We start from the raw sequence: 20997 nt of genomic DNA, 5'->3' as shown, positions 1-20997 counted from the left end.
GTCTCTCCCTGGCATCACGGTACCGACACTCGCAGGGTACAATAACGACCGGAGGATCCAAACGCCAACGTAAAGAGGTGGAGAGGATGGCACTCTACGAATACAGATGCGCCGAGTGCGAGGAGCACTTCGACCTCATGCGGCCGATGAGCCAGGCCGACGAGCCCGCCCGCTGCCCGGAGTGCGGCTCCGACTCCTCGGAGCGGGTGATCACGGCCAGCTTCGCCTCCATGACCACCGGCGCCTCCGCTCCGTCCTCCTCCCCGAGCCCGAGCAGCGGTGGCGGCTGCTGCGGCGGTGGCTGCGGCTGCGGCTGCGGATGACGGCCATCCCCTCCCGGATCTCCCGGAGGAGGTCCTGAGGGGGATAGAGGAGTTCAACCGGGGCGCCTTCTTCGAAGCCCACGAGCACCTGGAGGACGCCTGGAGGGCGGAGAGCGGCCAGATACGCTACCTCTACCAGGGCATCCTCCAGGTCGGGGTGGGTTTCTACCACCAGCAGAACGGCAACTGGTCCGGTGCCGTCTCGTTGCTGCGCGGCGGCATAAGGAGGCTCGAGGATTTCGAGCCCGAGGTGCTCGGGATAGACGTCTCGGGGCTCGTGCGCCGCTGCCGGGGGTGCCTCGCAGAGCTCGAGAGGCTCGGCCCGGAGAGGGTGCACGAGTTCGGGCAGGAGAAGATCCCGAGGGTAGAATTCTCCCGGCGGAAGGCCTCCTCCTAGCTGAAGCCTTCGCTGGAGGCGTGCGGCACGTAGAGCCGGTGCACGTAGTCGCGCACCATCCGCTGGGTCGAAAAGGCCGGGGCCACCGTAACAACGGCCCGCCTCATCACCCCCACCCAGCCCTCCGGAACCCCGGATGGACCGGCACCGTGATAGAGGGGCACGACCGCCTCTTCCAGGATGCGGTAGAGCGCATCGGCGTCGGCCGCGTCCTGCTCCTCCTGTGAAAGGCTGGTTCCCTCCCCCCCGACGGCCCAGCCGTTCGTGCCGTCGTAGGCCTCCGGCCACCAGCCGTCGAGCACGCTCAGGTTGGGGGCGCCGTTGAGGGCCGCCTTCTGCCCCGAGGTGCCGCTCGCCTCAAGCGGAGGGCGGGGGTTGTTGAGCCACACGTCGACCCCCTGCACCAGGTGACGCGCCAAGTTCATGTCGTAGTCCTCCAGCACGAAGAGCACCCCCGACAGCTCCTCCTCCGCGGCCCGGCAGAGTTCGCGGATGAAGCCCTTCGCCGGGGTGTCCGCCGGGTGGGCCTTGCCTGCGAAGACAAACTGAACCCGACCCTCGCCGCAGATGGCGCGCAGCCTCTCCGGGTCTTGCAGGAGCAGCGTCGCCCGCTTGTAGGTGGCGAATCGGCGGGCGAATCCGATGGTGAGCGCCCCGGGGTCGAGGCCGGGACTCCCGGCCCCGATCCTCCGGGAGGCGAAGGAGAGAGCGCGTTTCTTCACCCTCCGGTGCGTCTCCCAGAGCTCCGAGGCCGGGATCTCCTCGACGAAGGACCAGGCCCCCGCGTCGTCCACCGCCTCCCGCCAGGCCCTCCCGGAGGCATATTCGTCGAAGAGCTCGGCCATCTCCGGCGAGAGCCAGCTCCAGGTGTGGATCCCGTTGGTGATGTGGTCGATCCGCCCGCCGATCTCGCGCAAGAGGTCACCCCACATGTCCTCGGTGACCTTCCGGTGGATCGCGGAGACCGCGTTGCGTCCGCCGGAGAGGCGCATGGCGAGCACGGTCATGTTGAACGTCTCGCCCCACTCCTCGTCTCTGCGGCCGAGCGCCCAGAGCCCCTCCGGCGTCGTCCCGAGAGCCTCCGGCCACCCCTGCATGAACTCCCAGAAGAGCCCCGGCGAGAAGGCGTCGTGCCCGGCCGGGACGGGGGTGTGGGTGGTGAAGACGGTGCTCGCGGCGACCCGGCGCACGGCCTCCTTGAAGGACGTCCCGGCCGCGACAAGCTCCCGCACCCTCTCCAGGGAGAGGAAGGCGGCGTGCCCCTCGTTCATGTGGAAGACGGCCGGGCGCTCCCCGACGGCGCGCAGCGCCCGCACCCCACCCACGCCGAGTATGATCTCCTGGGCGATCCTCGTGCGGGCGTCACCCCCGTAGAGCCGGGCGGTGAGCGTGCGGTCCTCCACGGAGTTCTGCGGGATGTCCGCGTCGAGCAGCAGCACGCGGCAGATCCCGACGCGAACCTCCCAGACCTTCAGGTAGAGCGTGCGTCCCGGCATCGAAACCCCGACGACCACCTCCCCGCCGTCGGGATCGTGCGCCGGTAGGATGGGCCGGGAGCGCGGGTCGAACGGCTCGTAGACCTCCCGCTGGACGCCGCCCTCGATCCGCTGGCGGAAGTAGCCCTGGGCGTAGAGGATCCCGACGCCCACGAGCGGCACCCCCAGGTCGGAGGCGCTCTTGACGTGGTCCCCGGCGAGCACGCCGAGCCCGCCGGAATAGATCGGCAGCGACTCGTGCAGCCCGAACTCTGCGGAGAAGTACGCCACCGGGGCGCGGAAGTCCGGGTAGATGCGTCCCATCCAGGTGTCACGCCGCCTCATGTAGTCGTCGAAGGCACGCATGACCCCGTGGTAGAGGTCCACGAACCCCGCATCATCGGCCGCACCCGGGAGGTTCTCCGTCTCGAGCAGCAGCCTGACGGGGTTGTGCTCGCATCGCTCCCACAGCCCGGGGTCGAGCCGCTCGAAGAGCCTCTGCGCCTCCGGGTGCCAGCTCCAGAACAGGTTGTACGCGAGCTCGGACAGCCGCTCGATACGCCGCGGCAGCCTACCCGTAAGGTGTGCCATAAAAACCTCCCAGCTCTCAGATCCTCCAGTCATACCCGGAGGAAGACCGTGACCGCAAAGAAAACGGGTGTCAGATCCCCCGGTCGAGCCCGGAGAGCTCGCGCAGCAGCCGCCTCAGGCGGGGGGCGAGGTCTTCGAGCTCGTCCGCCTCGCACCTTATGTGCAGGTGGATGCTGATCCCGGCCGGTGCGGGAGCCGCCAGGCTCACCTCGGCCGCCTCCAGCTCCCGGACCTCCGGCTCCTCCTCGCCCCCGTAGCTCGCCACCACCCGGCCGTCCTCCTCGCGCAGCAGCCCGGCGGCGCGCAGGATGTCTATCACCGCGTCCGCCCCGGTCATCACCGGCTTGTTCCGCGGCTGCTTGGCCGCCTGCGCGATGTAGGCGCGGAGGTCCGGCCGCGACATCCCCTGCCGGATGGTGACCGCGGAGACGATGTTCTGCAAGAACTCGCTGCCCGAGACGACCCTGCGCCAGTTGCGCCGGATGCCCTCCCGGTCCCTGCGAGCGAGGGCGAGCGCGAGCTCGCGGCCCTGCGGGGTTATGGTGCGCTCCTTCTCCCCCTCGAGGATGCCGATGGAGGCGAGGAAGGCGTTGTTGCGGCTGGCGCTCGCCGGGTGGGCCGAGTCGAGCTTGCGCACGTCGGCGGGGCCCGCCTCCTCACGTGCGCCGTAAGCGATTATGATGCTCGCTATCCCCTGGTACGTCGAGCCCGGCAGCCTGAACTCTCCAGCCATCCTCCGCCTTTCCAACACTCACCACGCGCGGCGACGGGCCACGCAGGAATGTAGAATACACCTTACTTATGGACACCGCGAACCGTAGGGGTGCGACCGTGCAGTCGGTCGACCGGGCCGTCTCGGTGATGGAGTTCCTCTCCGGCAACGGGTGGTCGGGTGTGACCGAGGTCGCCGAGAGGCTTGGCATCCACAAATCCACGGCCTACCGGCTGCTCACCACGCTGCGCAACCGGGGGCTCGTCGAGCAGGACGCCTCGACCGAGAAGTACCGGCTGGGCTTCGGGCTCGTCCTGCTGGCGAGTGCGGTCACGGCCGACCTGGACGTGGTGCGACACGCGAAACCGCTCTGCAGGGAGCTCGCTGAAGAGTCCGGTGCGACGGTCACCGTCTCGGTACTGGAGGGCGACGAGGCCGTCGTCATCCATCAGTCGATCCCCTCTTCGTCGGTCCTGAGCGTGGACTGGTCCGGCAGGCGTACGCCGCTGCACGCCACCGCCGACGGCAAGGTTCTGCTCAGCCACATGCCGGAGAACCGACGGGAGCGCATCCTCTCACGCCCCCTGAAACGCTTCACCGAGAACACCATCGTGGACCCCGGAAAGCTGCGGAAGCAGCTCGAGGAGGTACGCTCCCGCGGATACGCCTGCACGGTCGAGGAGCTCGAGGTGGGTCTCAACGCCGTGGGAGTGTCCATCTGCTCGGCGAGCGGCGGGATCGCAGCGATGAGCATCTCAGGACCTTCGTTCAGGCTGCCGCCGGATTCCCTCCCGGAGCTGGGACGGGAGGCGGCGAAAAGAGCCGGGGAGATCTCGTACCGTCTCGGCTTTCGCGGTGTGAAAGGCTCTTAGAAGAGCAGACGCCGGGTTATCCCACGACCCGTCTCGGGAAAAGAGGTGCGTGTGAGCGGAGAAGTCCACGACCGAACGGTAGGAGCGCGGGATACGGCGGCAGCGGCGCACGTCGTGGACCTCGGGCTGGTCTGCGCCCCGGACATACCGGAGAAGATCGGACACCGGCTCGCGCGGGAGCTGCCCTCGCTGCTCGGGAGGATGGTCGACGATGCCGTCCACTGGAAGATCTCGCTCGTCGTCGACCCCTTGACCGGAAGCGATCGTGATGCGCCGGAGCTGCTCGACGCCTGCCACAAGTGGGCGCTGCGCGAGGGCTGGGACATCGCCATCTGCCTGACCGACCTCCCACTCTACCGGGGAGGGCATCTCGTGGTGGCCGATGCGAGCCTCTCGCGGAGGGTCGCGGGGCTCTCCCTACCGGTCCTGGGGGCGACGCGGCTGCACCCGCGGGCCCGGGAGGCAGTCGTTCAGCTCGTACACGAGCTCTACCCGGCGCTGGATGGCAAAACCGCCGAAACCCGACGGGAGGAAGATCTGCCGGGGCCGAGGCCCCGGCACCTGGTCAGACGCCGCCTGGCGGAGCTCCTGGCTCCCTTCCACCGCCTGCATCCTCCAGACGAGGATATGCATCGACTGGGCGTCGACACCCGGTTCGTGGCTCCAAGGATGCGCGGTCACCTCAGGCTGTGGGCGGGCATGATCCTGGCCAACAGACCCTGGAAGCTCTTCCCCAGCTTTCACCGCTCGCTCGCCGCGGCCTTCGCGACGAGCGCCTACGTGCTGGTGATCCCAACCATATGGAGCTTCGCCCGCCACCTCGGCTGGGAGCGATTGCTGGGGCTGATGGTCGTGGCGATCTGCGCGATGGTCGTCTGGATCATCGCGGCGCATCATCTCTGGGAGCATCCGAGCAGCCGGGAGGATCGTCACTGGAGCCTGCTCTACAACGGGGTGACCGTGTTGACGATCGCGATCGCGGTGTTCTTCTCCTACACCGTGCTCTTCGTGCTGGTGCTCCTGGCGGCGTGGGTCTTCGTCCCGGAGGGCTACTTCCGCTCGATGGTGGGCGAACCGGTCGGCCCCGCCGATTACGCGACGCTGGCCTGGATGGCCACCTCGCTGGCCACCATAGCCGGGGCCCTGGGGGTCGGGCTCGAGGACGAGGAGACGGTGCTCCGGGCGACCTACGGGTACCGCCAGAGGCTACGCAACCGCACCGGCAAAGAATACGGCGGAGAGCTGTAGCCGCCCTGCGGGGTCCTCCCCACCTCGTATGACCCTCGCCGGAGAGACGGGAACCCGCATCTGCCGGTACAAAGTTTCCTCTCCAGGATGTCCGGACCCTTCAGAACCGGGGCAGCCCGGCGATTCCTCCGAGCTCCTCCCGCAGCGCACGGGCGTTCTCACCCCGCACGAACTCTACCGAGGCCCCGCGGGAAGCGGCGAGCCCGGAGAGAGCGTTGGCGAGCCTGCGCGTGCGTACGAGCCCGCCGCAGTAGGGGCACCTCTCGTGCCCGGCGGCGAGCGCGACCCCGCAGGGATCGCACCACGAGATCTCGTCCGGAAGCGGCCAGGGTACCGCCACACGGTATATCCTGCCCTCGTCCAGGGCACGCAACGTCTCCTCGAGCCCCCTCACCCCGCGCTCCCTCAGCTCCCGCAGCAACCCGCTCTCCTCACTGCGTTCGATCTCTTCCTCGGTCTCGGATATCCTGCGCGCCAGCTCACCCTCGGAGACGTCCTGCGGGAGGTGTATCCGGGCGGCGACGAGATCCTTCGCTTCTCGAGGCAGCTCCGCCACGAACTCCGACGTGCGCTCCTCGGGACCGGCGAGGATCAGACGCCTCAAGCCGAGCGACTTCACGTGGTCACCCACCTCCCCGGCCGCCCGTTTGTAGAAGCGGCGCACCCACTCCTCGACCCTGCGCTCGAAGAGGTCGTGGGCCATCCCCCCCCTGCGGGCTGGCCGAGGAGGGGGAGAGCGTGATCTCCCGCCATCCGGCGGTGTCGAAGACGTTGGCTTCTTTCAGCTCCTCCTCCAGGCTCCCGAGCGAGGAGACGAAGAGGCGGACCCTCTTGGCGTCGACGACGACCACCCCGACCGGCGCGTACTCGTCCGCCGCCAGGTCGAGCGGCGCCACGTACGGCTCACCCCAGAAGACCTCCTCGGGCAGCTCGACACCGAGCCACCTCACCTCGCGCCACCCTTCCGGAGAGGAGAAGAGCACGAGCGTCCGCATGCGCGGGCGCAGCTCCTCCACGTACCCCACGACCTCCCCGGCAAATCCTTTCGGCACCCCCTCCTCCCGCAACGCATCCTTCAGACGGATCACGTACGCCCGGTTCTGGTTCTCGGGGTTGCCGGGGTTGACGTTCAGATAGACAGAGAGCAGCGGCGGCCTCAGCCCCGCCACCCGCTCTTTGAGAGCCCGAAGATCGCCTACACCGCTCATGTCCTCTTCCCTGCCTCCCGACTTCTTCATACCCCATTATCCAGCAGAATATAGCCCCGGTAGAGCAGACCGCCACTCCCCCGGAGAACCCCCACGCTCCCCATCACCCTCGATGTGTGACGCACGTCACTCTTCCTGCAACTCCTCCCACGACCCGCGTCACGGCAGACCACCCATGCCACGGCCAGGCTGAAGGGGGCGGAGAAGGATCTCCCGACGAAGTGCAAAATTAATGTTTGAAAACTGTAAGTAAACGGTAAAATATGTGGTGCAAACGAAGCAGAAGGAGGTGGCATCGATGCTGAGTCCGTTTCGCGGCTTCTGGGATCTGAGGAACGAGATAAACCGGATGTTCGACGATATGTGGGAAGGCTGGAGGCCGCTCCGGCGCGAGGAGCAGGAGTGGGTTCCGGCGATCGACGCGTTCTCGCGCGATGGGGATCTGGTGATCCGGGCCGAGCTTCCGGGGGTCAAGAAGGATGACGTGGACATAACGGTCCAGAACGGGGTTCTCACGATCTCCGGCGAGCGCAGGGAGGAGCAGGAAGAGGAGCGCCGGGGCTACCACGTGCGCGAGAGGCGCTACGGCTCGTTCCGCAGGAGCATGACGCTGCCCGAGGGCGTCGACGAGAGCAAGATCCACGCGAAGTTCGAGGATGGCGTGCTCGAGGTCGTCGTCGAGGGCGCCAGCGGGCAGATAGGGGAGCCGCGCAGGATCCCGATCGAAGGCCCCTCCGGCTCCTGAGGGTGAGAGGGCCCGGGCGGCGTTCGGGGCCGCCCGGGTTTTTTGACTGTGAGGAGCGGCGTTGACGGGTGGGATGAGCAGGCCCGGCGAGAGCGAGGCCGGGCGCAGGATGGAAGAAGAGTTCTACCGCAGGCTCGCGGAGGTCGTCGAAGGATGGGAGGAAGCATTCGCGAGCCTGGATCTGGAGGAGCAGCGCAGGGTGGTGGCCTCCGCCGCCGAGAGCGGGCTCCTGCAGGCGATACAGATGGCCCGCGCCGCTTTGAGAAACCACGAGAACAGAAAGACGGGAGGTAGAAGAGAACATGGCAGAGAGAATGTGTGATGTGTGCGGGGTGAGGCCGGCCACGGTCACGCTGAGGAGGATCGTACCCGGCGAGCCCCCGCGGGTGCAGCATCTGTGCGAGATACACGCGGCCGAGGCGAGAGGAGCGAGGGGAGCGTCGTCCTTCGGTAGGGGCAGCCTCTTCGACGACTTCTTCAGCCGCTTCTTCGAGGAAGAACCCTTCGGGGGCACCGTCTCGGCCCCGAGGAGGCAGGCGGAGCAGGTGGACATAACCCGCTATTTCTCCGACGCGACGGAGAAGCTTTTGCAGCGGGCCGCCCGGCGCGCCGCCGAATGGGGCAGCGAGGACATAACCTCTTCGCACCTGCTCGGTGCTGCGCTCGAGGAGGAGATAGTCAGGCGGGTGCTCGAGGAGGTCGACGCCGACGCCGGTGCGATAGCGGCCCAGCTCGACGAGGAGACCGAGAAGGGTGAGCCGAAGGAGAGCGCCTCGCCCGGGCTCTCGCCGGACGCCAAGCGGGCGCTGCTTTCGGCCTACGAAGAGTCGCAGGAGCTCGGCTCCTCCTACATAGGGCCCGAGCACGTGCTGCTCGCGATAGCCCGCGACGAGGAGAGCGAGGCCGCGCAGCTCCTCAGGCGCTTCGGGCTCTCGCACACCCGGCTGCGCGGGGCGGTCGTGCGCGGCGTCGACCGCAGCGGGGCCGCGCGCGAGAAGCCCAGCTCCACCCCCACGCTCGACGAGTACGGGCGCGACCTCACCCAGATGGCCAGGGAGGGCAGGCTCGACCCGGTCATCGGACGCGCGGACGAGGTCGAGACGACGATCGAGATCCTCAGCCGCAGGACGAAGAACAACCCGGTTCTGATCGGGGACCCCGGCGTCGGGAAGACCGCCATCGTCGAGGGCATAGCCCAGAGGATCGTAAGCGGCGAGGTGCCCGAGACGCTCGCCGGCAAGCGGGTCATCGAGCTCAACCTCTCCGGGATCGTCGCCGGGACCCAGTACCGGGGGCAGTTCGAGGAGCGCCTGAAGAAGATCATCGACGAGATCCGGGAGCATTCCGACGAGTTGATCGTCTTCATAGACGAGCTGCACACGGTCGTGGGAGCGGGGGCCGCCGAAGGCTCCGTGGACGCCTCGAACATGCTCAAGCCCGCGCTCGCCCGGGGTGAGCTGCACGTGATCGGGGCGACCACCGTCGACGAGTACCGCAAGCACATCGAGAAGGACGCGGCGCTTGAGCGGCGTTTCCAGCCAGTGCTGGTGCGCGAGCTCACCGTCGACGAGACCATAGACGTGCTCAGGGGCCTCAAGGACCGCTACGAGGCGCACCACCGGGTGAAGATAAACGACGAGGCCATCGTCGCCGCCGCCGAGCTCTCCGACCGCTACATAACCGGGCGCTTCCTGCCGGACAAGGCGATAGACCTGATGGACCAGGCGGCGGCCAGGGTCCGGCTGCGCTCTAAGACCAAGCCCGAGGACACCCGGGCGATAGAGGAGGAGATAGAGCGCCTGCGGCGCGAGAAGGACCAGGCCGTCTCCGCCGAGGACTACCACAGGGCCCAGGAGCTCAAGGGCCAGATCCAGGAGCTGCAGGACCGGCTCGGGGCCTACAGGGCCGGGCACAAGGCTTCCGCCGAGGTCACGCCCGAGGACATAGCCGAGGTGGTGAGCCGTCAGACCGGCATCCCGGTGAGCCAGCTCACCCAGGAGGAGCGCCAGCGGCTGCTGAACCTCGAGAGCCGGCTGCACGAGCGGGTCGTCGGGCAGGACGAGGCCGTCTCCGCGGTCGCCGAGGCCGTCAGGCGCGCCCGCGCCGGTCTCTCCGACCCGAACCGACCCATCGGGAGCTTCCTCTTCCTCGGGCCGACCGGGGTCGGCAAGACCGAGCTCGCCCGCGCGCTCAGCGAGGCGCTCTTCGGCGACGAGGACGCCATGGTCCGCATAGACATGAGCGAGTTCCAGGAGAAGCACACCGTCAGCCGGCTCGTCGGGGCTCCCCCGGGGTACGTCGGCTACGAGGAGGCCGGCCAGCTCACCGAGGCGGTGCGCAAGCGCCCCTACTCGGTGGTGCTCCTGGACGAGATCGAGAAGGCCCACCCGGACGTGTTCAACGTCCTGCTGCAGATCCTCGACGACGGGCGCCTGACCGACGCCCAGGGACGCACCGTGGACTTCAAGAACACGGTGATCATCATGACCTCGAACCTGGGCGCCGAGAGGATCCAGGCGCACGCCAGGCGCAAGGAGTCCTTCGAGGAGCTCAAGGAGGACATGATGAAGCTCCTCGGAGCCCACTTCCGGCCCGAGTTCATAAACCGCATCGACGAGGTGATCGTCTTCCGGGCCCTCACGAAGGAGCAGATCGTCGAGATAGCCCGGCTCCTGCTGGAGCACACCCGCAGGCGGCTCGAGGCGCAGGACATCGAGGTTGAGTTCACCGACGAGGCCGTCGAACTTCTGGCCGAGGAGGGCTTCGACCCGCAGTTCGGGGCGAGGCCGCTGAGGCGCACCATCCAGCGCCGCATAGACAACGAACTCTCCCGGCTGGTCCTCGAAGGGGCGCTCGAGGCCGGGGACAGGGTCGTCGTCGGCGTGAAGGACGGCAGCTTCGACTTCGAGGTGCTCGAGGGCGCGGCCACGGTCGAGGAAAGATAGACAAAAGAAGCCCGGCTGATCGTCCTCAGCCGGGCTTCCTGTCTTCGGGCGAGAGAAAGGAGGTGGTCTTCCAGGATGAGGGAGCACGTCCGCACCGTAGCGCTCGGCGCGAACCCGCGGGGTGACGTGGAGCTCACGCGCAGATTCCTGGAGAGGGCCCGTGCCGAAGGGGCCGACGCGGTGGCCCTCGTCGGGAACCTCAGCGCGGGCGGCGAGGCGGAAGAGTACGCCGGGCTGCTCAGGACCCTGGGGGATGCGGGCCTCCCCGCCTTCTACGTCCCCGGCCCCGACGACGCCCCGGTGGGGAGGTACCTCAGGGAGGCGTACAACGCAGAGATCGTCTTCCCGTTCATACACGGCGTGCACGGCACCTTCGCCTTCGGTCCGGGGTACGTGGCGTTCGCCGGGATGGGCGGCGAGGTAGTGGACGAGCCCACCAGGGTTCGCGAAGAGGTCGAGAACCTCCGGTACCCCGCCTGGGAGGCGGAGTACCGGCTCAAGATCCTGCAGGAGCTCAGGGACTACCAGAAGGTCTTCCTGCTCGGCACCCGACCCGCCCACAAGGGTCTCGGGGAAGCCGGCAGCGAGGTCCTCGCCGAGCTCGTGAACACCTATACCCCGCGGCTGGTCCTCTGCGGCGGCGAGGGCTTCGAGCGGGTGATGCTCGGCACCTCGCTGGTGGTGCAGGCCGGAGATCTCACCTCCGGAAAGTTCATGCTCGCCGACCTGAGGGCGCAGGAGGCCAGGGAGGCAGGCCTCCAGGCGCCGGCCCCCTAAGGTCGGTACACGGAGGAGCAGTAGGCGTCGCGTCGCTCTGGTAACATTTCAGGTCATACGAACGAGATGCCACCTCAAGGATCCTCGGGGAGAGACGGATGGAGCTCCTGAACCTCTTCTGGATTTTCCTGATCATCGCCTCGCTGCAGCCGGTGATCCAGCAGCGCCTGCTTGAGCTCTCCCGGCAGAGGACCCTGGCCCGGCTCGCCTCCGAGCGGGGTTCCACGGTGATAACCTTGATCCACCGCCAGGAGACGATGTCGTTTCTCGGGTTCCCCGTGGTCCGCTACATAGACATCGACGACGCCCAGAGCGTGCTCGGCGCGATAAGGGCGACGCCTCCGGGGAGGCCCATAGACATAATCCTGCACACCCCGGGCGGGATGGTGCTGGCGGCGAGCCAGATCGCGAACGCCCTCGCTGAGCACGACGGCCCCGTGCGGGCGATAGTCCCCCATTACGCGATGAGCGGGGGCACTCTGATCGCGCTCGCCGCAGACGAGATAAACCTCGACCCCCACGCCGCCCTGGGCCCAGTGGACCCGCAGCTCGGCGAGTATCCCGCCGCCTCGATCGTCGCCGCCGCAGAACAAGCCAGAGACCCCGACGACCGCACTTTGATACTCGCAGACATGAGCCGCAAGGCCCTCCGGCAGGTCGAGAGGTTCGTCGGCAGACTGCTCGAGCACCACATGGATCCCGCCCGGGCGCGGGAGGTGGCGCGGGTACTCTCCTCGGGCACCTGGACCCACGACTACCCGCTGGAGCCCGACGAGCTCATCTCCCTCGGGCTGCCGGTGAAGGTCGGCATAGACCCCGCCGTCTACACGCTCATGAAGCTCTACCCGCAGCCGCGGGGCCGCAGGGAGTCCGTGGAGTACGTCCCCTCCCCCATCCAGCCGCCCCGCCAGCCCCGCCGTTCGGTCCCGGCCCGGGGGAGCAGAGAAGGTTAGGTCCTCCGGGCACGAAAAATCCAACCCCGCGGCCTTTGCCCTCTCCGGCCGGGTGAGCCTGTCCGGAGGTGGTGATGGCACCTTTGCTCCGGACCTCCGCCGTAGCCTGCGGGGTTGGCTCTCGATGGCTCCGTCAGCCGGTCCTGACTCCTCTCCGTTTCATCGCGACCACCCCCTTTCTCAGAGGATCTCTCTCTGATCCTCTCTCCACCCTCTTTATTAGCGGGGCCGCCCGCGCGTGCAACCCTCCTCAGCCGCCGAGCAGTCGCCTGGAGGAGGAAGGTCCTTCCTCTTCGAGCTTCTCCAGCAGATCCGAGGCGTCGGCGAAGGCGACCCTGTGGCGGGCCATCTCCCGGTGCGCCCCCTCGTAGCGAGCAGGGTCGCCGGACGCGGCCGCCTCCGAGGCTTCGCGGGAGGCCCGGGCGAGCATCCTCCCGGCGCGCTCCCGCTCGAGGCCCACGACCCTCCTTCGCAGCCGCCAGATCTCCTCGCCGATCTGCTCCTTGAGCACCGGGTCGAGGACGCTCTTCCTGCGCGCCTGCGCGTCGGCCACCGCACGCTCGAGCGCCTCGCGGGCCGCCTCGAGATCCCCTGGCGGGGCGCTCAAGCCGCGAGCCCTTCCAGCCCGAACTCGCGGCTGCGCCGGCGCAGCCTCTCTAGCGCCGAGCCCTCGATCTGCCGGGCCCGCTCGCGCGAGACCCCGAGCTCTCGGCCCGCCTCGGCGAGCGTGGCCGGCTCGCCCTCGAATCCGTTCCTGAGCGAGAGAACCCTCCGCTCCCGCTCCGGCAGCGCCGCGAGAGCTTCCGCCAGCCGGCGTCGGGCGTCGCTGCGGGCGGCCTCCTCTGCCGGGTCCTCGGCCTCACCGGGGAGCACCTCGGCGAGCTCCCCGTCGCCTTCCTCGCCTACCGGGGCCTCGAGCGAGGCGACGGGCTCGAGCGCCCGCCTCACCTCCGAGAGCTCCTCAGCGGTCCACCCGAGCGCGGAGGCCACCGCGCGCTCTCCGGCCTCGTGCCCGAGCCGCGAGCGTACCTCCTCCTCGGCGCGCGAGACCCTCCCGGCACGCTCCCACACCTCCTCAGGTACTCGCACCGGCCTCACGTACGCCATGGCGGCCCGCCTCACGGCCCGGCTCACCCACCAGTTCGCGTAGGTCGAGAGCTTCATCCCCCTGGACGGGTCGTAGTGGTCGACGGCCTGCACCAGAGCGAGCGCCCCCTCCTGCAGGAGATCTTCGAATGGTGCACCCCACCTGCGCGCGTAGCGCCGGGCGATGGCAGCCACCAGCCCGAGGTGCGACTCGATCAGACGCCGCCGGGCCTCCCGCTCACCCCGGGCAGCCCTCTCGAGCAGAGTCCTCTCATCGTCGTGAACCCTGACCGGAACGGCCACCCTGCCATGAGATACCATCTCGCACACCTCCAAGATCCAGACTCCCTCGATAAGAGTTGGACTCTTTCTGTCATATATATACCTTGCGAACACCCCTCCCAAACGCAGGAGAGGCCCGTGTCGCAGGCGGACACGGGCCTCTCGCTCAGGCTACCCGGACGTGCCGGGGTGCAGGGTGGCTCAGGAGGCGCTGCCCTCCAGGGTCTTCCTGCTCTCGCCGGCCTCGATGGCTATCTTCTTCGGGGCCACCTCGGAGACCGCGCCGGGCAGGACGACCTCGAGCACGCCGTTCTCGAGCCGGGCCTTGACGCTATCCGCATCGACCCCCTCGGGGACGGTCATGCTCCTGCGGAACGCGCCGTAGGGCAGCTCCTGCAGGTAGTGGTTGACCTCCTCTTCGGTGCCCTTACGCTGGCCGCTTATCGTGAGCGTCGTCCCCTCGAGGGTGATGTCCACGTCATCCAGTGTCACGCCCGGCAGGTCGACGTGGATCACCAGGTCCCCGCCGTGGGCGTACACCTCCATCGGCGGCGCCCAGAGCCTCTCCTGGCCACCCCGGCGCCTGCCGAACAGGCTGCCTACCATCTCGTCGAACATGCGGTCGAACTCACTCTGAATGTCCCAGAACCCACGGATCGGAGCAAGAGCCATGGAACACCACCTCCTTTCCTGCTCGTTACTACGTCTCGTTCGTTCCAGCCTCGTTATTAGCGGGAGATCCGGCGAATGCAAGCCCTCCCGGAGATCCGGGGTAAACTACATTTCGGGATGCACGGAGAGTACAAGAGCCGCGGCGGCAAGCTCGTCGTCGCCGACCTCGAGATCGAAGGCGGGGTGCTGAGGGGCGTGCGCGTAAGCGGCGACTTCTTCCTCGACCCTCCGGAGGCGCTCTCGGCGATCACGGGGGCGCTGGAGGGGGCGCCGGCCACGCTCGCGGAGGAGGAGCTGGCCGCGCGTATCAGGGAGGCGCTCCCGCCGGAGGCCGAGATGGTCGGCTTCTCGCCCGAGGCCGTCGCGCGGGCTGTGAGGAGGGCGCTCTCGTCATGAGCCTGGAGGATCGCTGGAAGCGCTACCGGTGGCGTCTGATCCGCGGGGAGCCGGTCGATCCGCCGGTGAACGTCGCCATAGACGAGGTTCTGACCCGCAGGGTCGGCTCCGGAGAGCGACCGCCGACGCTGCGCTTCTGGGGGCGCCACAAGGACGAGGTCGTGATCGGCCGCTTCCAGTCCGTGAGCAACGAGGTAAACGAGGAGGAGGCGCGCAGGGAGGGCGTCGAGATCATCCGCCGCACCACCGGCGGCGGCGCTATGTTCGTCGAGCCCGGGAACATAATCACCTTCTCGATCTACGCTCCCCTGGAGCTGGTCGCCGGGATGTCGACGGTGGACTCCTACGCTTTCCTCGACGAGTGGGTCGTGGAGGCGTTCCGCTCGCTCGGAATCGAGGCCTACTACGAGCCGATAAACGACATCTCCTCGAAGAACGGCAAGATCGGGGGGGCGGCCCAGGGACGGGCCCACGGCGCCGTTTTGCACCACGACACCCTCTCCTACGAGATCGACACCGCCAGGATGCTCCGGATACTGCGCATCGGGCAGGAGAAGCTCTCGGACAAGGCCATCCAGAGCGCCGAGAAGCGGGTCGGCCCCCTGCGGCGCCAGACCAGCCTCCCCCGCGAAGAGATCATCGAACACATGATAGAGACCTTCGCCGGGCGCAACACCGCAGACGGCCTCACAGAGGATACCCTCACCCCGGAAGAGCTGGCCGAAGCCGAACGCCTCACCCGCGAGCTCTACGGGACCCGCGACTGGATCTACTCGATCCCGTAGCGCGGGACCACGGCGACGGTGCAGCGGGCGCTGCAGACGAGCCGTCCGCGCTCGTCGGTGATCCTCACGTCCCAGAGCACCTCCCGATCGCCGCGGTGAATGGGCTGCCCCAACGCCCTCACCGTCCCCCTACCCTTCGGCCGGAGGTGGCTCGCCGTGACCTCCGTACCGACCACGCTCTGCCGCTCCTTATCCACCATGTCGTAGGTTCCGAGGCTCGCGACGGTCTCCGCCAGCGCCGCCGAGGCCCCGCCGTGCAGAAGCCCGAAAGTCTGCCGGGTCGGGCCGTGCACCGGCATCTTCGCGACGACCCTCCGAGCACAAACCTCTTCTATCTCGATCCCCAAAGCCTCCATGAGGGTCTCGAAGGAAGAATCCAACCCACCACCCCTTCGACTCTCTTCGCACGGATCATCCCCACCACAGCCCGAAAAAACGAAGGCAACGGATCGGAGAACAATGAAGGAGGCCGGCCCGAAGGCCGGCCTCCTTCACTGGCCTCTTTCAGGTGGCCAGAGCCGAAACTACTGACGACGGCGCAGGACAGCGAACGTCAGGATGCCCGAACCAAGAAGCAGGGCAGCAGCCGGAAGGATGATCGCCGGACCACCGCTCTCGGCCAGCTTCCCACCCTTCTGGCCGGTGCCGCTGACGCTGCTCATGGCGCTGCTGCTCATGGCGCTGCTGCTCATGGTGCCGCTGCTCATCATCGTCGAGCCCCCGCCCATCGCGCTGCTGCTCGCAGAGGAGCTGCTGGCAGGGCTACTGGCAGTGCTGCCCGTAGTGCCACCCGTAGTCTGCGCGAAGGCAGCCGGCGCGAGAAGCAGCACCGCTATGAGCGCGGCCGCAGCCAGATACACCAACCTCTTCACTCTACCTCCTTCCATTACTCTCCATGTCAACATCATCCTCTCTGCCGGGAGAGGATATACCCACAGTCTAGCAAAGCAAAAACCTCAAATGGCCCATTTACTTAAATTTTTTTAAAGAATACTCCATATAGTCCTCCATCCCTCACTGGAGGTCGAAGGAGCGGGAGCAGTAGGATTCGAACCTACGGGCGGCACAGCCGCCTCTGGTTTTCAAGACCAGCGCATTCGTCCGCTCTGCCATGCTCCCGTACCCACCGGGGATTTTACACCGGCTCCCTCAGGTCTTGAAGGCCGAGGGGCATATGTCGTTGAGCACGCAGTTCGGGCAGTCGGGGCGGCGGGGTTTGCAGACCCTCCTGCCGTGCAGGATGAGCAGGTGGGAGAAGAGCGGCCGCTTCTCTTCCGGGACCAGCTCGATGAGGTCGCGTTCTATCTTTTCGGGGTCCTTCTCGCGGCTGAGGCCGAGGCGCCCGGAGAGGCGGCGGACATGAGTATCGACGACCACGCCCTCGCCGTTGCCGAAGGCGGTGCCGAGGACGACGTTCGCCGTCTTGCGGCCGACGCCCGGGAGGGCGGTGAGTTCCTCCAGCGTGTGCGGCACCTCGCCGCCGTGCTCCTCGACGAGGGTGCGGGCCATCCCCTGTATGGCCCGGGCCTTGCTGCGGTAGAAGCCGCTCGGGCGCAACATCTCCTCCAGCTCGTTCGGGTCGGCCTCGGCGTAGTCGCGGGCGGTGCGGTACCTCTGGAAGAGGCGGGGTGTGATCTTGTTCACGGTCTTGTCGGTGGTGCGGGCGGAGAGGATGGTGGCGACCAGCAACTCCAGAGGGTTCGACCAGGAGAGCTCGGTCGTGGCGCCGGGGTAGAGCTCTTCGAGCCGGGAGAGAACCTCCCGGGCTCTCCTGCGCTTCGTTTCGTCCGGCATGTTCTCTCCCCCTCCCTCGCCCGTCATCGTGGTTTCGTCCGCGGGCGCGATTATATCCCGGTAAACTCTTCTGCAGGCTACGGAGTTCAGGAGGACCGAATTGGCCGAGGTCAGCTTCGACTACACGAACCTCATCGAGGTGGAAGGTGGCATCACGGAGAAGGAGCTCTCGGAGATCACACCCCGGCTGCAGGAGGCTGCCGGGAAGCTCCTCGAGGACGAACCCGGGTTCATGAAGCTCCCGGAGACGCGCGAGTACGCCGACGCCTGCCTGAGGACGGCCGGCGAGATACGAAGCTCGAGCCCGACGGACTTCATCCACATCGGCATCGGGGGCTCCGCCCTCGGCCCGATAGCGCTGCACCGGGCGCTCAACCACCCCTACTACAACCAGATGCCCGAGCGCAGGGGGCCGCGCATCCACTTCGCCGAGAACACCGACCCCGCGACGCTCGCCGCCATCCTGGACGTGGCGGAGCCGGAGGGGACGTGGGTGAACGTGGTGACGAAGTCGGGCTCGACGGCGGAGACGATGGCGGGCTTCCTCGTGGTGCGCGGGATGCTGGCGAGCGCTCTGGGGGACTTCGGCTACCAGCACCGCACGATCGCGACCACCGACCCCGAAGAGGGCTTCCTGAAGCGGATCGCCGACCGGGAGGATCTGCGCACGCTCCCCATCCCGAAGGACGTGGGCGGGAGGTTCTCGGTGCTCTCACCGGTTGGGCTTCTGCCCGCGGCGGTCACGGGATTGGACATAGACGCCCTCCTGCGCGGAGCCGCGGAGTGCGTGCGCGAGGTCAGGGAGCGGGGGGCGGAGCATCCGGCGGTCGTCGGAGCGGCGATGCACTACCTGATGGATACCGCGCGCGGGCGGAACATCCGGGTGATGATGACCTACGCCGACGCGCTGGAGCGGGTCGCGGCGTGGTTCGTCCAGCTCTGGGCCGAGTCGCTCGGCAAGGACGGGAAAGGCTCCACCCCACACGGGGCGGTCGGGACCACCGACCAGCATTCCCAGCTGCAGCTCTACATGCAGGGGCCGCAGGACAAGGTGATCGAGATCGTGCAGGTCGAGGAGCACCCGCGCGACCTGGAGATCCCGCCGGCCTACGAGGATCTCGAAGGCGTGGGCTACCTCGGCGGGCACACGATGGCCGAACTGCTGAACGTCGAGTGCGACGCGACCCGGCGGGCGCTCACCGAGGCGGGACGCCCGAACACCACGATCCGGCTGGACCGCATCAGCGAGGAGAACCTCGGCTACCTCTTCGTCGCGCTGGAGGTGCAGACCGCGATCGCGGGCTCCCTCTACGGCGTGAACGCCTTCGACCAGCCGGGCGTGGAGGCGAGCAAGCAGTTCACCTACTCCCGGATGGGGCGGCCCGGATACTAGTCTCCGGGCCATCCCTCCGGTATACTCGACAACGTAAGATACTTCACAAGCCAACCGGAGCACAGGAGGCCGGGTGCAGCAGACCACAAGCGTGCCGGAACACCGGCGACGGACAGGAAGGGAGTACGAAGACCCTCCGATAGTGGAGACAGCCCTGGGGATCGTCTTCTTGTTCGGCGCGCTGGCGTTCTCGTTCCTCAGCCCGCCCGCCACGCTGATACCAGCCTTCGGGCTGATGATCCCCGCCGCCGCCCTGCTGGGGCACGCGGCGAACGGGATCGTGAAACGCAGGCGCGCGCTGCCCTCGGCACCGGCTAAAGAGCGTGAGCTGCTCACGGCCCTCAGGGAGGGCGGGGGCAGCCTCACCGCGGCGGACGTGGCGATGAGCACCACGCTCACCGTAAGAGAGGCCGACCAGATGCTCTCCGAGCTGACCGGCGGCGGGCACCTGCGCGTCGAGAGGCGGGACGACGCCCTGTACTACTCGCTGGTCGGGCGCTACGGCCCCCGGGAGATGAGCGGGGAAGACTCCTCCGGCAAAGCCTCGCCGTGAAGAGCCGGCCCCAAGGCTCCTTCTTCACCTGATCGCAACACCGAACACCACCGGGGCTGCGCGGCCCCAAAGCGGGCCGCGCTCCCGGTCTTCCACCACGCGCCACAGCTCGGGCCCCCACCGGCGCAGCTCGCCGAAGGCGTCGTTGCGCTCGACGTCGTCCGCGACGAGCACCCCTCCCCCGGTCAGGTAGGGCCAGACGAGCCCGAACTCGCGCAGCATGTTGCTCCGGGTGTGCAGGCTGTCGTGCACGAAGAGGTCCACCCGCCCGAGCCGTTCGAGAAGCCCGGGGAGCACTTTTCTGCTCGCTCCCCGGTGCAGGCACCACCGCCTCCTCATCCCCTCGTCCACCGCCACCCCCCAGGACTTCTCGTAGCCCGATCTCAGCGGGGGCAGGTCGACGCTGTGCAGGATGCCGCCTCCGTTCTGCTCCAGCGCCCTCAGGATGAACGCCGAGCTCACCCCGTAGGCGACCCCCGTCTCGAGTACAACCCGGGGCCGCAGCAGGCGGCAGAGGAGGTAGCACAACCGGGCGAGCAGGGAGTCCGCCGCCCAGCGCCGCATGAACGGGTCCTCACCGCGTATGTCGGCGAGCAGACGCCGGGTCCTCTCCTCGACCTCGCGCAGCGCCGGCTCGGAGAGGACCCGCCCGACATCACCGAAACGTTCCTCGAGTTCCTGTAGAAGCCCCTCCCATCCGACGGTGTCGTAGGAGACCCGCCCTATGAGGATCCGCTCCAGCAGCATCTCTGCGTACCCCGCGGCCCGGTCACGAAACTCTCCCGGGGCTTCCGGCAACAGGGCCAGAAGCAGCCCCAGGCTCCTCAAATTCCCGGTGAGGTCACCGCACTCCATGGCCTGCCAGATGATAACCCGTGCTACACTCCCGGACCGTGGCGAAGGATCTGCTGAAAGCCGGTCTGAAGCTCGTCTTCTGCGGCTACAACCCGTCTCTGAGATCGGGGAAGAGCGGCCGCCACTACGCGCACCCTGCCAACCGCTTCTGGCGCGTGCTGTACGCCGCCGGGATCACGGAGAGGCTCTACCGTCCGGAGGAGGACGAAGAGCTGCTCGGGCTCGGCATCGGGTTCACAAACCTCTGCCCCCGCCCGACGCGCCGCGCCGACGAGCTGAAGAGGCAGGAGGTCCTCGCCGGAGCCCGGCGGCTGCGGAAGGACCTCGAACGCTTCCGGCCCCGCGCCGTTGCTTACACGGGCATCGGGGTCTACCGCTGGTTCCGGGGCTCATCGCGGTCGAGTTGGGGCGTGCAGGGAGATTCGGCCGTACCCGGGATCGTGGACATCGTCGTTCCCTCCCCCTCCGGCCTCAACCGGATGCGCTTCGAGGAGCTCGTCGAGCACTACAGGATACTGGTCCCCTTCGTCAGGGAAGAAGCCCGGCGGGGATGAAAGAGGGGCGCCAGAGCGCCCCTCACCTCACGTACGCCTCCTCCTGCCCCCGCGCGCGGTACGCCCGACGAACAGCCGGTAGAGCAAAAGCAGGATGATCGCACCGATTATCGCGACGATGATCGAGCTCACGTTCACCCCCGTCACCCCGGGCCCGCCGAAGGCCCCGACGACGATCCCGCCGATGATCGCCCCGACTATACCGATGATGATGGTCACGATGATCCCGCCCGGGTCGTCCCCCGGCAGGATCAGCTTCGCAAGCGCCCCCGCGATCAGACCAATGATTATCCAGGACACGATGCCCACTTCCCGAACCTCCTATGTAGTCATGGTTACTACTGCCCACCAGTATACTCTGGTTTTCGAAATAACAAAACG

26 protein-coding genes and 1 tRNA gene are annotated in these 20997 nt (G+C 67.7%); 14 read left to right on the top strand and 13 right to left on the bottom strand.

Annotation, left to right across the window (positions count from 1 at the left end; genetic code table 11):
* The first annotated feature begins 86 nt into the window (after window positions 1-86).
* Window positions 87-323, top strand: a complete 237-nt coding sequence (locus PJB24_RS13280; protein WP_273846615.1) for an FmdB family zinc ribbon protein — start codon at window positions 87-89, stop codon at window positions 321-323.
* The gene (locus tag PJB24_RS13275) at window positions 298-720 is read left to right on the top strand and encodes a DUF309 domain-containing protein (protein ID WP_273846613.1); all 423 of its coding nucleotides are present in this window, start codon (window positions 298-300) and stop codon (window positions 718-720) included. The genes PJB24_RS13280 and PJB24_RS13275 overlap by 26 nt, the downstream gene beginning before the upstream one ends.
* On the opposite strand, the gene glgP is transcribed toward PJB24_RS13275, so the two are convergent.
* Together glgP and PJB24_RS13265 are read right to left on the bottom strand one after the other, a co-directional pair.
* A complete protein-coding gene (gene glgP / locus PJB24_RS13270; protein WP_273846611.1) occupies window positions 717-2786 on the bottom strand; it encodes an alpha-glucan family phosphorylase in 2070 nt (689 codons plus the stop codon). The genes PJB24_RS13275 and glgP overlap by 4 nt on opposite strands.
* 70 nt (window positions 2787-2856) lie before the next feature.
* Entirely contained in the window at window positions 2857-3519 is a 663-nt protein-coding gene (locus PJB24_RS13265) for a hypothetical protein (RefSeq protein ID WP_273846609.1), read from the bottom strand.
* A gap of 68 nt (window positions 3520-3587) precedes the next feature.
* On the opposite strand from PJB24_RS13265, the gene PJB24_RS13260 reads away from it, so the two are divergent.
* Together PJB24_RS13260 and PJB24_RS13255 are read left to right on the top strand one after the other, a co-directional pair.
* The gene (locus PJB24_RS13260; protein ID WP_273846607.1) at window positions 3588-4370 is read left to right on the top strand and encodes an IclR family transcriptional regulator; all 783 of its coding nucleotides are present in this window, start codon (window positions 3588-3590) and stop codon (window positions 4368-4370) included.
* A 51-nt stretch (window positions 4371-4421) separates the two neighbouring features.
* Window positions 4422-5618 (top strand): hypothetical protein, encoded by a 1197-nt coding sequence (locus tag PJB24_RS13255; protein ID WP_273846604.1) that lies wholly within the window; start codon window positions 4422-4424, stop codon window positions 5616-5618.
* 100 nt (window positions 5619-5718) lie between these two features.
* Here PJB24_RS13255 and PJB24_RS13250 read toward each other — a convergent pair whose 3' ends face one another.
* The gene (locus PJB24_RS13250) at window positions 5719-6321 is read right to left on the bottom strand and encodes a VLRF1 family aeRF1-type release factor (protein ID WP_273846601.1); all 603 of its coding nucleotides are present in this window, start codon (window positions 6319-6321) and stop codon (window positions 5719-5721) included.
* The gene (locus PJB24_RS13245; protein WP_273846599.1) at window positions 6242-6826 is read right to left on the bottom strand and encodes a baeRF10 domain-containing protein; all 585 of its coding nucleotides are present in this window, start codon (window positions 6824-6826) and stop codon (window positions 6242-6244) included. The genes PJB24_RS13250 and PJB24_RS13245 overlap by 80 nt, the downstream gene beginning before the upstream one ends.
* Before the next feature lie 298 nt (window positions 6827-7124).
* On the opposite strand from PJB24_RS13245, the gene PJB24_RS13240 reads away from it, so the two are divergent.
* From PJB24_RS13240 to PJB24_RS13220, 5 genes are all read left to right on the top strand, one after another.
* The gene (locus PJB24_RS13240) at window positions 7125-7571 is read left to right on the top strand and encodes an Hsp20/alpha crystallin family protein (protein ID WP_273846595.1); all 447 of its coding nucleotides are present in this window, start codon (window positions 7125-7127) and stop codon (window positions 7569-7571) included.
* Between the two features lie 61 nt (window positions 7572-7632).
* A complete protein-coding gene (locus tag PJB24_RS13235) occupies window positions 7633-7893 on the top strand; it encodes a hypothetical protein (RefSeq protein WP_273846593.1) in 261 nt (86 codons plus the stop codon).
* Window positions 7874-10516, top strand: a complete 2643-nt coding sequence (locus tag PJB24_RS13230; protein ID WP_273846591.1) for an ATP-dependent Clp protease ATP-binding subunit — start codon at window positions 7874-7876, stop codon at window positions 10514-10516. The genes PJB24_RS13235 and PJB24_RS13230 overlap by 20 nt, the downstream gene beginning before the upstream one ends.
* 75 nt (window positions 10517-10591) lie before the next feature.
* Window positions 10592-11293, top strand: a complete 702-nt coding sequence (locus PJB24_RS13225) for a metallophosphoesterase family protein (protein ID WP_273846589.1) — start codon at window positions 10592-10594, stop codon at window positions 11291-11293.
* Window positions 11294-11391: 98 nt separating this feature from the next.
* Entirely contained in the window at window positions 11392-12246 is an 855-nt protein-coding gene (locus PJB24_RS13220; protein WP_273846587.1) for an SDH family Clp fold serine proteinase, read from the top strand.
* A 250-nt stretch (window positions 12247-12496) separates the two neighbouring features.
* Here the strand turns inward: PJB24_RS13220 and PJB24_RS13215 are convergent, their stop codons facing one another.
* The 3 genes from PJB24_RS13215 to PJB24_RS13205 form a co-directional block, all read right to left on the bottom strand.
* Window positions 12497-12853: a hypothetical protein gene (locus PJB24_RS13215; RefSeq protein ID WP_273846585.1), complete on the bottom strand. Its 357-nt coding sequence runs from the start codon at window positions 12851-12853 to the stop codon at window positions 12497-12499.
* Window positions 12850-13653 (bottom strand): sigma-70 family RNA polymerase sigma factor, encoded by an 804-nt coding sequence (locus tag PJB24_RS13210; RefSeq protein WP_273846583.1) that lies wholly within the window; start codon window positions 13651-13653, stop codon window positions 12850-12852. The genes PJB24_RS13215 and PJB24_RS13210 overlap by 4 nt, the downstream gene beginning before the upstream one ends.
* 162 nt (window positions 13654-13815) lie before the next feature.
* The gene (locus tag PJB24_RS13205) at window positions 13816-14286 is read right to left on the bottom strand and encodes an Hsp20/alpha crystallin family protein (protein WP_273846581.1); all 471 of its coding nucleotides are present in this window, start codon (window positions 14284-14286) and stop codon (window positions 13816-13818) included.
* A 117-nt stretch (window positions 14287-14403) separates the two neighbouring features.
* On the opposite strand from PJB24_RS13205, the gene PJB24_RS13200 reads away from it, so the two are divergent.
* Window positions 14404-14682 carry a lipoate-protein ligase small subunit gene (locus PJB24_RS13200; protein WP_420541948.1) on the top strand — a complete coding sequence of 93 codons (279 nt, stop codon included), beginning with the start codon at window positions 14404-14406 and terminating at the stop codon, window positions 14680-14682.
* On the top strand, window positions 14679-15467 hold the full coding sequence (locus PJB24_RS13195; protein WP_273846579.1) for a lipoate--protein ligase family protein: 789 nt from the start codon (window positions 14679-14681) through the stop codon (window positions 15465-15467). The genes PJB24_RS13200 and PJB24_RS13195 overlap by 4 nt, the downstream gene beginning before the upstream one ends.
* On the opposite strand, the gene PJB24_RS13190 is transcribed toward PJB24_RS13195, so the two are convergent.
* The 4 genes from PJB24_RS13190 to nth form a co-directional block, all read right to left on the bottom strand.
* Window positions 15452-15823: a hotdog fold thioesterase gene (locus PJB24_RS13190; protein ID WP_420541947.1), complete on the bottom strand. Its 372-nt coding sequence runs from the start codon at window positions 15821-15823 to the stop codon at window positions 15452-15454. The two genes, PJB24_RS13195 and PJB24_RS13190, sit on opposite strands and share 16 nt — an antisense overlap.
* 168 nt (window positions 15824-15991) lie before the next feature.
* On the bottom strand, window positions 15992-16339 hold the full coding sequence (locus tag PJB24_RS13185; RefSeq protein ID WP_273846575.1) for a hypothetical protein: 348 nt from the start codon (window positions 16337-16339) through the stop codon (window positions 15992-15994).
* A 161-nt stretch (window positions 16340-16500) separates the two neighbouring features.
* A tRNA-Ser gene (locus tag PJB24_RS13180) sits at window positions 16501-16586 on the bottom strand.
* Between the two features lie 30 nt (window positions 16587-16616).
* Window positions 16617-17261: an endonuclease III gene (nth, locus tag PJB24_RS13175; protein ID WP_273846572.1), complete on the bottom strand. Its 645-nt coding sequence runs from the start codon at window positions 17259-17261 to the stop codon at window positions 16617-16619.
* 100 nt (window positions 17262-17361) lie between these two features.
* Here nth and PJB24_RS13170 point away from each other — a divergent pair, with 100 nt between their 5' ends.
* Both PJB24_RS13170 and PJB24_RS13165 read left to right on the top strand, forming a co-directional pair.
* Complete coding sequence (locus PJB24_RS13170) at window positions 17362-18654, top strand: glucose-6-phosphate isomerase (protein WP_273846569.1); 1293 nt, start codon at window positions 17362-17364, stop codon at window positions 18652-18654.
* A 73-nt stretch (window positions 18655-18727) separates the two neighbouring features.
* Window positions 18728-19207: a hypothetical protein gene (locus PJB24_RS13165; protein ID WP_273846567.1), complete on the top strand. Its 480-nt coding sequence runs from the start codon at window positions 18728-18730 to the stop codon at window positions 19205-19207.
* A 24-nt stretch (window positions 19208-19231) separates the two neighbouring features.
* On the opposite strand, the gene PJB24_RS13160 is transcribed toward PJB24_RS13165, so the two are convergent.
* A complete protein-coding gene (locus PJB24_RS13160) occupies window positions 19232-20062 on the bottom strand; it encodes a class I SAM-dependent methyltransferase (protein ID WP_273846564.1) in 831 nt (276 codons plus the stop codon).
* Between the two features lie 20 nt (window positions 20063-20082).
* Here PJB24_RS13160 and mug point away from each other — a divergent pair, with 20 nt between their 5' ends.
* On the top strand, window positions 20083-20616 hold the full coding sequence (mug, locus tag PJB24_RS13155; protein ID WP_273846561.1) for a G/U mismatch-specific DNA glycosylase: 534 nt from the start codon (window positions 20083-20085) through the stop codon (window positions 20614-20616).
* A 27-nt stretch (window positions 20617-20643) separates the two neighbouring features.
* Here the strand turns inward: mug and PJB24_RS13150 are convergent, their stop codons facing one another.
* Complete coding sequence (locus PJB24_RS13150) at window positions 20644-20925, bottom strand: GlsB/YeaQ/YmgE family stress response membrane protein (protein ID WP_273846559.1); 282 nt, start codon at window positions 20923-20925, stop codon at window positions 20644-20646.
* Window positions 20926-20997 lie beyond the last annotated feature (72 nt).

It is taken from the genome of Rubrobacter calidifluminis (genome assembly GCF_028617075.1).
Classification (GTDB): domain Bacteria; phylum Actinomycetota; class Rubrobacteria; order Rubrobacterales; family Rubrobacteraceae; genus Rubrobacter_E; species Rubrobacter_E calidifluminis.
Note: the sequence above shows the minus strand (reverse complement) of the source record. Positions and strands in the feature narration are given on the sequence as shown.